Below are 12,306 nucleotides of genomic sequence, written 5' to 3' on the forward strand. Positions count from 1 at the left end.
CCGGTCCGTTCCGCGCTGACAAGAAATAATCTACACGGCGGTAAAAGGCCGCTGAACACCACCCCCCACTTTAGTGCGTCAGCGCAGGTCATCACGCATATCGAGCTCGAAAAGCACGGCGATCTCCGCGGCGGTCGCCGTGACCTCGCGGTGGTGCACCCCGACCATTCCCGCCCGGACGGCGCCGAGCACGTTGTCCCGCTGGTCGTCCACGAACGCGCACCGGTCGGGCTCGACGCCGATTCGCCGCGCCGCGATCAGGTACACGGCGGGATCCGGCTTGCCCGCACCGACCGCAGGGTCGCCGGAGAACACCAGGGCGTCGAAGGCGTCGAACGCGTTCGGGCCGTCCCACGGCACCGAATTGGACACCAGACCGGTCCGCACCCCGAATCCGCGCACCCTCCGCGCCACCTCGATCAGCGGGCCAGCGCCCGGCTGCGCAGCACCCGGGAAACCCGCGTCCTCGGCCCCGTTTCCCGGTGGATCACCGGGATCGTCCAGCACACCGCCCCAGTCCAGCAGCAAGCCCCGCAACGCCATCCCGCGTTCCCCTCACCCGATCCGGTGTTGTTCGGCCACGACCTGTACGGATTCACGGCCGCAGCGCCTCTACACAGCAGACCCGGATCGCGCCGATCCACCGACCACCATCCGCCTCCGGAGGCCGCCATGACCATCCCGGCGAACACGACAGTGCGCAATGCCGAAACCGGCCCCACCGAGCAGACCAGCAATCAACTGGCGCTGCGCTTCACCCACCAGCTGCTGGATGTGCTGTGCGGCCGCAGATCACCCGCGCAGCTCCGCGACCGGGTGACGCCGCAGGTGCTCGGCCTGCTGACCCGTTCCGGGCCCAAGACGGCCAGAAGCCCGGGCTACCGGTTGAGCTCCGTGCACGCATGCCTGGCCACCGAGCGAACGGTGGAGGCCTGCGCGGTCATCGGAACCCCGAACCGGGCCCGGGCCCTGGTACTACGCCTCGAACGCACGGACAGCCGATGGCTGTGCACCCTGCTGTCCGTGCTGTGATCAGCGCTTCTTGTTCTTCTTGGCCTCGGCACGGGCGGCCGCCCGGCGCTCGCGGCGGGAGGCTCCACGCGCCTCGGGGTCCTCGTCCGGACCGCCGCTGGTCTGCACATCGCCGGTCTCGCTCGGGCCCGAGTAGCTGAGGCGCTGCTGCTGCGGCCCCATGCCTTCGCCGCCGCCCAGCGCGGTCGGTGCCTGCGTACCGCCGGAACCGCCGAGTTGGCTCAGCGCCGGACCAGTCTGCGTGGGCTTCGCCCGCTTGGCACGCGGCTGGGCGGTCGTGCCCGTCGGTGCGGACGGGGACTGCTGCCCATCCGCACCACCGGCTCCACCGGAGCTGACCGAAACCGGAACCGAAGGCTGCTGTTGCTGCGCGGGTTGCTGCTGCTGGTCGGCGGCTTCGACCTGCACGTTGAACAGGAAGCTGACCGACTCCTCCTTGAGGGCGTCGAGCATCGCGTGGAACATGTCGAAGCCCTCGCGCCGGTACTCGACGAGCGGGTCGCGCTGCGCCATGGCGCGCAGGCCGATGCCCTCCTTGAGGTAGTCCATCTCGTAGAGGTGTTCGCGCCACTTGCGGTCCAGCACGCTGAGCACCACCCGGCGCTCCAGCTCCCGCATCGCACCCGGACCGACCTTGCCGTCGACCTCGGCCTCGCGCCGGTCGTAAGCGGCGCGGGCATCGGCGACGATGAGCTCCAGCAGGCGCTCCTTGGACAGGTCCTCTTCGTCGTCCTCCAACTGCTCGACGTCGACCGCGACCGGGTACAGCGTCTTCAGCGCCGACCAGAGCTTCTCGAAGTCCCAATCCTCGGCGTACCCGGCGGAGGTCTCCGCGTTGACGTAGGCGGTGACCACGTCGGTGAGCATGTGCATCAGCTGCTCGCGGAGGTCCTCGCCTTCGAGGACCCTCCTGCGCTCGGTGTAGATGACCGAACGCTGCTGGTTCATCACCTCGTCGTACTTGAGGACGTTCTTGCGGATCTCGGTGTTCTGCTGCTCAACCTGGGTCTGCGCGTTGCGGATGGCGCGGGTGACCATCTTGTGCTCGATCGGCACCTCGTCCGGCACCTTCAGCCGGGTCATCACCGTCTCCACCATCGCGGCGTTGAACCGGCGCATCAGCTCGTCGCCCAGCGAGAGGTAGAAGCGGGACTCACCCGGGTCGCCCTGCCGGCCGGACCGGCCGCGCAGCTGGTTGTCGATGCGTCGCGACTCGTGCCGCTCGGTGCCGAGGACGTAGAGCCCGCCGGCTCCGGTCACTTCCTCCGCCTCGGCCTTGACCTGGGCCTTGATCTTGTCGACCACGCCCGGCCACTCGGACTCGTACTGCTCCCGGTTCTCCACCGGGTCCAGGCCCCTGCGGCGTAGTTCGGCGTCGGCGAGGTGGTCGACGTTGCCACCGAGCACGACGTCGGTACCGCGGCCGGCCATGTTCGTGGCGACCGTGACCGATCCGCGCCGGCCCGCTTCGGCGATGATCGCGGCTTCCTTCTGGTGGTTCTTCGCGTTCAGCACGCTGTGCGGCACGCTGCGCTTGGTCAGCAGCTTCGACAGGTATTCGGAGCGCTCGACGCTGGTGGTGCCGACCAGGACGGGCTGGCCCTTGCCGTGCCGTTCCTGGATGTCCTCGGCGACCGCCTCGAACTTCGCGGCCTCCGTCTTGTAGATCAGGTCGGGCTCGTCGACGCGGGCCATCGGCTCGTTGGTGGGGATGGACACCACACCGAGCTTGTAGGTCCCCTGGAACTCCGCGGCTTCGGTCTCCGCGGTACCGGTCATACCGGCGAGCTTGTCGTAGAGCCGGAAGTAGTTCTGCAGCGTGATCGTGGCCAGCGTCTGGTTCTCGGCCTTGATCTCGACGCCTTCCTTGGCCTCGATCGCCTGGTGCATGCCCTCGTTGTAGCGGCGCCCGGCGAGGATGCGGCCGGTGAACTCATCGACGATGTGGACTTCGCCGTCGCGGACGATGTAGTCCTTGTCGTTCTTGTAGAGCTCCTTGGCCTTCAGCGCGTTGTTCAGGAACCCGACCAGCGGGGTGTTCGCGGCCTCGTAGAGATTCTCGATGCCGAGCTGGTCCTCGACGATGGACACGCCTTCCTCGCTGACACCCACGGTGCGCTTGCGCTCGTCCACCTCGTAGTGGACGTCGCGGGTGAGCATCGGTGCCAGGCGGGCGAACTCGTTGTACCAGCGCGAGGACTGGTCGGCGGGGCCGGAGATGATCAGCGGGGTGCGGGCCTCGTCGATGAGGATCGAGTCGACCTCGTCGACGACGGCGAAGTTGTGCCCGCGCTGCACGCAGTCGCCCAGGCTCCAGGCCATGTTGTCGCGCAGGTAGTCGAAGCCGAACTCGTTGTTCGTGCCGTAGGTGATGTCCGCGGCGTATGCCTGGCGGCGCTGCTCCGGCGGCATGTCGGCCAGCAGCGGGGCGACTTCCAGACCGAGGAAGCGGTGCACGCGGCCCATCCACTCGGCGTCCCGTCGCGCCAGGTAGTCGTTGACCGTGATGACGTGCACGCCCTCGCCGGTGATGGCGTTCAGGTAGGCGGGCAGCACGCAGGTGAGCGTCTTGCCCTCACCCGTCTTCATCTCGGCGATTTGCCCGAGGTGCAGGGCAGCACCGCCCATGACCTGCACGTCGAAGTGCCGCTGGCCGAGGGTCCGCTGCGCCCCCTCGCGGGCCACCGCGAACGCCTCGGGCAGCAGGTCGTCGGTCGTCTCCCCGTCGGCGAAACGGCGCTTGAACTCGTCGGTCTTGGCCCGCAGCTCGGCGTCGGACAGCGCGACGACATCGTCTTCGAGCTCGTTGATGTGCGCTGCGATCGCACGCAGGCGCTTGAGCATCTTGCCCTCGCCGGCGCGAAGCAGTCGGGACAGGACCATCCGGTCGACCTCGCTAGCTGATCGTGGCGCGCCCGTCACGGACGCTTTCTGGCTATCGTATTAGAGCTGGTGAGCGAACCGCTTCGTCCGGGGCTGCAGCCTCGCACAGAGCTGTCCCCCGCGAACCACGGTACGCGGGGGACAGCCCGGGCAGTCGCAGTTGGCACAGACTCGCCCTAGTGAGACCCGGCCAACCTGATCACCCCGTAGTCGAAGCCGCGGCGCCGGTAGACCACGCTGGGACGGCCGCTGTCGGCATCGGCGAACAGGTAGAAGTCGTGCCCGACCAGCTCCATCTCGGAAAGCGCCTGGTCGACGGTCATCGGCATCCCGGGGTGGTCCTTCTCGCGGACGATGCGGCCCGGTTCGTAGCCGTTCTCCGCCGCGCGCTGTTCCGGCACGGTGCCACTGCGCTGCATGGTTTCCGGTACCTCATCCTGCACCGCAGGTCCGGCGCCCGCGGTCGGCCCACCGCCTTCCGGGGAGCCGCCGGACGGAGCGGGCCCACCGGAACCGTCACCTCCCGGTCCGCCGCCGGTTGCCGGCTCCGCGGGGGCCTCCAGCAGCGCCGTCCGACCGGCGCGCTGCTCGGCGTTGCCCGCGGGTGCCACCGGCCGGTCGGCCAGGCCAGCGGTCGCCTCGGCCACGGATTCGGGGTTGCGCTGGCCGTAGTGGACCTTTCGGCGATCGTGCATGCGGCGCAGCCGGTTCTCCAGCTTGCTCGCCGCACCGTCGAGGGCGGCGTAGAAGTCGCCGGCGCTGGCCTCCGCGCGGATCGGTTCTCCCTTGCCCACCAGGGTGATCTCCACTCGCTGGCAGTTCTTCGCCTGTCGCGGGTTGCGCTCGTGCAGCAACTCCACGTCGGCGCGGATGGCCTTCTTGTTGTACCGCTCCAGGCGGGTCAGCTTCTCGGTCACGTGCTCGCGGTAGTGGTCGGGCACCTCGACGTTGCGACCCTTGATGACGATGTCCATTCACGACCTCCGTTCCTTGCGGACTGACTGGGAGAGGTTGTGCACGGTGGCGCCGTCGTGATCATGCGGTTGTGCTCGTGTCCCAGCTCACTCCGGCGCCGAGGACACTGGGGAGGCGGCCTCCTCGTTCCGCCCGGGGTTGGCTGGTGTGTGGCACGTTAGCTCGCAGCTGCGGCCCTTGACAGCCCCCGAGTCGGGCGACGTCAAGCGGCCACCGAGCGTGATTGGTGCCACCCCTGGAAGCAGGCCGCCGGTGGCCACGGACGGCGCTCGCCGTCCGGGCAGGGCGGACCTCGTCACCCGGACGGACCGCTCTGGCGGTAGCGCTGCGCGAGCGCGGCTCTGCGGCGGGTTCGACCTGCTCACACCCGGACAACGGGTGGGCGGCGACACGAGTTCCCTGCGTCCGAACGGGTTGGGCGGACACCACCCGGAAGCGGGAACGCATCGACCCGCGGGTCAGCCGGCCGTCGCCGTCAGCGCCAGCACCGCACGGACCCGGACCCCGTGCGCGGCGAGCGCGTCCACCGCGGCAGCCGCCGTCGCCCCGGTCGTGATCACGTCGTCCACCAGAACCGCCACGTGCGGCCCGGCCGGTACGGCGCGCGGCCGCACCCGCACCCGCCCGACGAGGTTGCGCATCCGGTCGGCAGCCGCCATCCCCACCGAATCGGCGGCCGACGAGGCCGTATACAGGCAGTCGGCTACCCGCACCGACCAGCCCTCCGCGGACAACTCGGCGGCCGCGCGCCGAGCCAGCGCGGTCACGTGCGGTCCCCCGCGGCGGCGGGCGGCCCGGCGGCGCGAGGGTGCCGGGATCAGACAGAGTCGATCACCGGCGCCCAGCTCGGTAGCCACCGCCCGCAGGCCGGTGGCCAGTCGCCTGCCGAACGGTACTGCCAACCCGCGCTGACCGGCCTCCTTGAACGCGAGCAGGCCGTCCCGGGCGCTGCCGCGGTAGCGGCCCACCGCGAACGCGGGGACCACCAGCACCTCGCGGTGCACGCGGCGGAACCCGCCCAGCGACCCGGCGCAGCCGGAGCACCAGTCCGTTCCCGCCCGCCCGCACCCGGCGCACTGCAGCGGGAACAGCAGGTCCACCAGTCCGGATCCGATGTCACGAAAGAGCTGCACCCGCACAGGCTGCCGGAACCGGTGATCCGACTCACCCGCGCGCGTCGTGCGGCCCGCGGCTCAGCCCGGGAAGAACGGGATCGACCCGCCACCGATCGGCACCTGCAACAGACCCCACACATCGTTGGTGTCCCGCGCTTCCCACAGCCCGCTGCGGTCGGCCACGATCACCCGGCGACCGGGGTCCACGGTCACCACGCTCAGCGGCTGGCCCAGGTTCGCCGAGGTGTACGGGGTCCACTGGTAGCCGTCGGCGGAGACGTCGAAGACCGGGGCCGCGTTGCTGTCGGTGAGCACCACCAGCGAATCACTGCCCCGCCACTCCACGCCGGTGACCGAGGTGTCGTTCGGACCGCTGAGCACGTTCGGCTCGCGCAGCACCGCGCGGCCGTCCGAGTCGTCGATCCCGGATACCGCGACCTTGCCGCCCACCACGGCGGCCACCCGCGTCCCGTCCGGGGAAACGCGCAGGTCCGCGATCGGTTCACCTCCGGTCAGCGCGCGCACGTCCACCCGGTCGGCGCTCCAGCTCTCCCCGTCCGAGCGCACCCGCACCACGTCCCGGCCGTCCACCGCGGTCCAGACCTCGGAATCACCGCGCCAGCTCGGCTTGCTCATGTTGTTGCCGCGCAAGCCCAGCGGGGACAGGGTCGAGCCGAAGCCGCCGACGCGCAGCTCCACCCCGTCCGGTACCCGGGTGACCGCCGAGAGGTGATCGCCGCCCGGAGCCAGCCCCGCGCGCAGCACGTCGTACTCGCCGGAGCCGGCGGGTCCCGGAACCGGATTCGCCCGGCGGTCCAGGTACACCAGCCGCTCGTCCACCACGGCCAGCGCCGGGGCGTCCGGATGCGCACCGTCGGTGCCCTCGAACTCGGCGACGTCCGTCGGCCGCAGGTCCTGCGCGTCCGGCAGCAGCGGCATCCCTTCCTCCTTCAGCCGCACCCGGGCGCTGCTGACGCTCTGCAGCGAGTAGACCACCTGCGCGGCGACGAGCTTGCGGGTCTGCGGCGTCACCTCGCCGAGCTCGCTGAGGTTGACCTCCAACGCACCGTCGGTGGCTTCGCTGGTGTTCGTCTTGGGATGCACACCTTCCGGGATCGCGGTGTTGACCGCACCGCGGTAGCGCTCGGACGGACCACTGGTCAGCAGGTCGATGACCCGGCCGGGGAGGGTGCTCACCGGCTGCGAGACGACGTAGCGCAAGTCCGGCACGACACCGCCGGAGTCGTGGTCCAGGAAGTACACCGGGACCTGGCGGTAGGTGGCGGAGAAGGAATTCTCGCTGACCACGAGTCCGGGCGGTGGTTCGGTGATCCGCCACTCCCCGTCCGGCCGCTGCTCTACCCGCAACTGCGCGCGGTATTCCCCGGTCTCGGGCTGGAAGGACTGATCGGGCAGCAACCTGCCCACCTTGTCCGCCTGCAAGCTGACCAGCTGCACACCGCGCGGGGTGTCCCGCTGCTGCGGGGCGGGAATGGTGTCCACGTTGTCGACCACCAGCATGCCCGGCTCGGGCTGCCAATTGCGCTCCATCCCGGTGGACAGGTGCAGCCGCGCCGCCTTGTGGTTGCTGGCCGGAGCGGCCGTGGAATCCACGAAGCTGCGCACCAGCGCCAGCGGGTCGGTGCCGCTCGGCGGCGGGTTGATCGGCGTCGTCGTGTTGCCCTCGTCGACCCACTCCACGGCTTTCGGGTCCGAACTCTCCGGGATGGCCGCGCACCCGGACGCCAGCAACACCACGACGAGCAGGGCCAGCCCCCGGACGACGCGCCCGCTCATCCGCTCTCCTCCCGTCCGGGTTCGGACAACCGCGCCGGTCCGAGGTCACGGCCGTCCGCGTCATCGCCGGCTTCACCGTCCTGCGGGGTCTCCACGCTCGCGGCCAGCAGCGCCTCCGGTGCCGCGATCCGCCGCATGCCCGGCATGGCCAGCGGACTCGTCTCGAACGACCCGCCCGCGCGGCGGGGCAGGGTCAGTCGGAAGCACGCGCCCTCGCCCGGCTCACCCCAGGCGTCCAGTGCCCCACCGTGCAGCCGGGCGTCCTCGTGACTGATGGAAAGGCCGAGCCCGGTGCCGCCGGTGCGGCGGTTGCGCGAGGGGTCGGCGCGCCAGAACCGGGTGAACACCAGCTCCGCCTCCCCGGAGCGCAGACCGACGCCGTAATCGCGCACCGACACGGCCACCGCCTGGTCGTTGGCGTCCACCCGGATCTCCACCGGTCCGCCCTCGGCGTGATCGATCGCGTTGGCCACCAGGTTGCGCACGATCCGCTCCAACCGGCGCGCGTCGGCCACGATGGCGAGATCCACGGACTGGTCCGCCGCCTCGTCGGCGATCGGCAGGATGACCCGCAGCTCCACGCCGCCGGCCCGGGCGATCGCCCGCACCGATTCGACCGCGCGCTGCACCACCTCGGCCAGGTCCAGCGGTTCGGAAGCCAGCTCGGCCACCCCGGCGTCCAGCCGCGAGATCTCCAGCAGATCGGCCAGCAGCAGTTCGAACCTGTCCAACTCGTCGACCAGCAGCTCGGTGGAGCGGGACAGGCCCGGCGGGAATTCGTCGCGGGAAGCGTGCAGCACGTCGGCGGCCATCCGGACCGTCGTCAGCGGGGTGCGCAGCTCGTGCGAGACGTCCGAGGTGAACCTGCGCTGCAGCTGGCCGAACTCTTCCAGCTGCGTGATCTGCTGACGCAGGTTGTCGGCCATCTGGTTGAACGACTCGGCCAACCGCGCCACGTCGTCCTCACCGATGACCCGCATGCGCTTGTCCAGATCGCCCTCGGACAGCTCCTCGGCGATCTGCGCGGCCTGGCGCACCGGGCGCACGACCTGGCGGGTGACCAGGTTCGTGATCGCACCCAGCAGGACGAGCAGGACCGCCCCGCTGACCAGCAGCGTGCTCTGCACCACCGCCAGCGTCTCCTGCTCGGCGGTCAGCGGGAACAGCAGGTAGACCTGCAGCGGGCGGGTCGAGCTGCCGACCGGGGTGCCGACGGTGAGCATGGTCACCGGTTCGTGGTCCTTGGGCAGGGTGGTGACCTGAGTGGCCAGCTGACCCCGCTCCACGTAGCGGCGCAGGTCCTGCGGGACGTCATCGATCGGTCCGGCGGAGGGCTGCAGCCTGCGCTCACCGGGTCCGTGCCCGTCGACGAGCACCGGGGTGAACGCGCCGACCGCTTCGGACGTGGACCGGCCGGACGCCGAGGTGGTCAGCCGGTTCAACGCGGCGGCGAGCTGTTCGGAGACGCTGTCCGAATTCGGATCGACCGCAGTCAGCTCGCGTTCCAGGATCGGCAAGCTGTACTTGGCCTGCGCGATGGCGGCGCGCTCCTTGGCCTCCATCAGCTGCGAGGTGAACTGCCATTGCAGCACCATGCCCAGCACGAACACCACGGTCAGCGAAAGCGCGAGGGTGCTGACCACGACGCGCAGCTGCATGGACCGCCGCCACAGCGCCTCGAACTGGTGCCACTTGCTGCGGACCTGGTCGCGGACCCTGCCCGGCAGCCTGCGCACCGCGCGGCCGTCCGGTGCCCACCCGCTCACGTCAGCGGGCCCCCGGCGTTCGGTGCCGGTCCCGACTGCTGTGCCGGTCCCGACTGCGGTGCGGGTCCGGATCTCGGTGCGGATTCCGGGGGCGTCACGGCGGGCCGGCCTTGTACCCGACCCCGCGGACCGTCAGCACGACCTCGGGGCGCTCCGGGTCGCGCTCGACCTTCGACCGCAGTCGCTGCACGTGCACGTTGACCAGCCGGGTGTCCGCCGCATGCCGGTATCCCCAGACCTGCTCCAGCAGCACTTCGCGGGTGAAGACCTGGCGCGGCTTGCGGGCCAAGGCCACCAGCAGGTCGAATTCCAGCGGTGTCAGCGAAATCGGTTCGCCTGCGCGGGAGACCTCGTGCCCGGGAACGTCGATCGTGATGTCGCCGATCGCCAGGACCTCGGCGGGTTCGGCATCGGTGCGCCGCAGGCGCGCCCGCAGCCGCGCGACGAGTTCCTTCGGCTTGAACGGCTTGACCACGTAGTCGTCGGCACCGGATTCCAGACCGAGCACCACGTCGACCGTGTCGCTCTTTGCCGTCAGCATCACGATCGGCACGACCGATTCGGTGCGGATGGCCTTGCAGACGTCGATGCCGTTCATGCCCGGCAGCATCAGGTCCAGCAGCACCAGGTCCGGTTTGAGCTCGCGCAGCGCGGGCATCGCCTTGGTGCCGTCGCTGACCACAGCGGTCTCGAACCCCTCACCGCGAAGGACGATGGTCAGCATTTCGGCCAGGGCCGGGTCATCGTCCACCACGAGCACGCGCGCCTTCATGCCTGACATGGTTGCACTTGTCACCTTACTGCCCTACATCCACCCGGTGATCGTCTGCGCAGGTCGCGGCGCGTGATCGCAGGAGCTGCACGGCGGTACCACCGAACGGAGGAGCTCCCGCGCGCCGGACCGTCTGCTCACCTCAGGATTTCACCGTCGACCAGCGATGCGAAGTCCACATCCTCGGTCCCGTCCAGCACAACCCACGGTGACCACCAGTTCCGATCGGCCAGTTCGGCGTAGACCCGGCCGCACCGCTGCTGGAGCGCGTCGTCCGATTCGAAGCTGTCCCGCTCGCGCCCGGTCTCGGTGCGTTCCCGGTGCGCGGCTCGTTCGGCCGCTACCCGGGTCGGCACGCGCAGCAGGATCTGCAGCTGCGGCCGCGGTGCGGCGAACCGGTCCACCTCCAACTCGCGGACCCACTCGACGAACCGGCCCGCGGCGTCCTCGTGTTCCCGCGCCGCACCGTAGGCCGCGTTGGACGCCACGTACCGGTCCAGCAGGACCACGTCGTTGGCCGCCAGCTGCGTGCGCAGGTCCGCGGCGGCATCACGGCGGTCCAGCGCGTAGAGCACGGCCATGCCATACACCGACCGCCCGAGGTCACCGTGTCCCCCGCGCAGCGCCTCGGCCACCAGCTCGGCGTGCACATCATCGGCATAGCGCGGGAACGCGGCGCGACTGACCGCGCATCCGCGGTTCGCCAGCTGCGCTTCGATCCCGTCGGCGAGCGTGCGCTTGCCCGCTCCGTCGAGTCCTTCGATGACGATGAGTCGGCCCACCCGGCAAACCGTATCCGGCGGCGCGGATCGTCCTCCGCGCAGGCCGCAACCCCGAACCGGACGCGCCCTCCCAACGCCGGGCTCCGGGAGACCCCCAACGCAGTCCGGCTGTCGGAACTGCCCCCGTGCTACCTGGATTCGCACGACGCACCACTGGTAGAAACACGCCATGCGCACACACGACTACGCGGTGCAGGTGAGTTGGACCGGTGCCGCGCGAGGAGGCACGACCGCCTACCGCGCCTACAGCCGCGAGCACGCCGTGGAGTTCGACGGCGGAACCCGCCTGACCGCTTCGGCGGATCCCGCTTTCCTGGGCGATGCGGAACTGGTCAATCCGGAGGAGTTGCTCCTGGCGTCGCTGTCCCAGTGCCACATGCTCTGGTACCTCGGCCTGTGCGCGTCCTCCGGAGTGGTGGTCACCGCTTATCGCGACGCCGCGACCGGAACGATGACCGAGCGACCGGACGGTGGCGGCGCGTTCACCGAAGTCGTGCTGCACCCGGAAGTCCAGGTGGCCGAAGCCGGGATGGTCTCCGCGGCCGAGCGGTTGCACGAGCAGGCGAACCGGAAGTGCTTCATCGCCAACTCGGTGAACTTCCCGGTGCGACACCAGCCCACGATCAGCACTGGGGGCTGAGCCCCGTGGGTTGAGCGCGCAGGAGGTTGAGCCGGAGGTGCCTGCGCCTCAGTAGCGGTAGTGTTCCGGTTTGAACGGTCCTTCCACGTCGACGTCGATGTATTCGGCCTGATCCTTGGTCAACCTGGTCAGCTCCCCGCCCAAAGCCCGCACATGGATCCGGGCGACCTTCTCGTCGAGCACCTTCGGCAGCCGGTAAACCTCGCGGTCGTACTCCGCGTACTTGGTGAACAGCTCGATCTGGGCGATGGTCTGGTTGGCGAACGAGGTGGACATCACGAAGCTCGGATGCCCGGTCGCGTTGCCCAGGTTCAGCAACCGCCCTTCGGCCAGCACGATCAGCGACGTGCCGTCCGGGAAGGTCCATTCGTCCACCTGCGGTTTGATGCGCACCACCTGGACGTCCTCGGCGCGCTGCAGCGCGGCCATGTCGATCTCGTTGTCGAAGTGGCCGACGTTGCCCAGCACCGCTTGGTGCTTCATCCGCCGCATGTGGTCGAGCGTGACGATGTCCTTGTTGCCGGTGGCGGTGATCAGCACATCG

At 70.0% G+C, this 12,306-nt stretch carries 11 protein-coding genes; 2 read left to right on the plus strand and 9 right to left on the minus strand.

Features of this window, described 5'->3' with window-relative positions:
- Nucleotides 1-78 precede the first annotated feature (78 nt).
- On the minus strand, nt 79-543 hold the full coding sequence (locus IQ251_RS17985; protein ID WP_193929917.1) for an HAD-IA family hydrolase: 465 nt from the start codon (nt 541-543) through the stop codon (nt 79-81).
- 129 nt (nt 544-672) lie between these two features.
- On the opposite strand from IQ251_RS17985, the gene IQ251_RS17990 reads away from it, so the two are divergent.
- Nucleotides 673-1,032 carry an Rv3235 family protein gene (locus IQ251_RS17990; protein WP_193929919.1) on the plus strand — a complete coding sequence of 120 codons (360 nt, stop codon included), beginning with the start codon at nt 673-675 and terminating at the stop codon, nt 1,030-1,032.
- Here the strand turns inward: IQ251_RS17990 and secA are convergent, their stop codons facing one another.
- From secA to IQ251_RS18025, 7 genes are all read right to left on the minus strand, one after another.
- A complete protein-coding gene (secA, locus tag IQ251_RS17995) occupies nt 1,033-3,915 on the minus strand; it encodes a preprotein translocase subunit SecA (RefSeq protein ID WP_193929928.1) in 2,883 nt (960 codons plus the stop codon).
- A 176-nt stretch (nt 3,916-4,091) separates the two neighbouring features.
- Nucleotides 4,092-4,889, minus strand: a complete 798-nt coding sequence (gene hpf / locus IQ251_RS18000; RefSeq protein ID WP_193929930.1) for a ribosome hibernation-promoting factor, HPF/YfiA family — start codon at nt 4,887-4,889, stop codon at nt 4,092-4,094.
- 459 nt (nt 4,890-5,348) lie between these two features.
- Nucleotides 5,349-6,023 carry a ComF family protein gene (locus IQ251_RS18005; protein WP_193929932.1) on the minus strand — a complete coding sequence of 225 codons (675 nt, stop codon included), beginning with the start codon at nt 6,021-6,023 and terminating at the stop codon, nt 5,349-5,351.
- A 60-nt stretch (nt 6,024-6,083) separates the two neighbouring features.
- Complete coding sequence (locus IQ251_RS18010) at nt 6,084-7,802, minus strand: LpqB family beta-propeller domain-containing protein (RefSeq protein ID WP_193929934.1); 1,719 nt, start codon at nt 7,800-7,802, stop codon at nt 6,084-6,086.
- Nucleotides 7,799-9,568, minus strand: coding sequence for an MtrAB system histidine kinase MtrB (gene mtrB / locus IQ251_RS18015; RefSeq protein ID WP_370591486.1), 1,770 nt, complete (start codon nt 9,566-9,568; stop codon nt 7,799-7,801). Before mtrB ends, IQ251_RS18010 begins: the two co-directional genes overlap by 4 nt.
- Before the next feature lie 94 nt (nt 9,569-9,662).
- The gene (mtrA, locus tag IQ251_RS18020; RefSeq protein ID WP_228047479.1) at nt 9,663-10,340 is read right to left on the minus strand and encodes an MtrAB system response regulator MtrA; all 678 of its coding nucleotides are present in this window, start codon (nt 10,338-10,340) and stop codon (nt 9,663-9,665) included.
- 137 nt (nt 10,341-10,477) lie between these two features.
- Nucleotides 10,478-11,122, minus strand: coding sequence for a dTMP kinase (locus IQ251_RS18025; protein WP_193929938.1), 645 nt, complete (start codon nt 11,120-11,122; stop codon nt 10,478-10,480).
- Between the two features lie 169 nt (nt 11,123-11,291).
- Between IQ251_RS18025 and IQ251_RS18030 the strand changes: the two genes are divergently transcribed.
- Complete coding sequence (locus IQ251_RS18030; protein WP_193929939.1) at nt 11,292-11,762, plus strand: OsmC family protein; 471 nt, start codon at nt 11,292-11,294, stop codon at nt 11,760-11,762.
- A 48-nt stretch (nt 11,763-11,810) separates the two neighbouring features.
- Here the strand turns inward: IQ251_RS18030 and IQ251_RS18035 are convergent.
- The coding region (locus IQ251_RS18035) for an adenosylhomocysteinase (protein ID WP_193929941.1) at nt 11,811-12,306 on the minus strand (496 nt) is incomplete at its 5' end.

Origin of the sequence: Saccharopolyspora montiporae (assembly GCF_015209505.1) — a bacterium.
GTDB classification, from domain to species: domain Bacteria; phylum Actinomycetota; class Actinomycetes; order Mycobacteriales; family Pseudonocardiaceae; genus Saccharopolyspora; species Saccharopolyspora montiporae.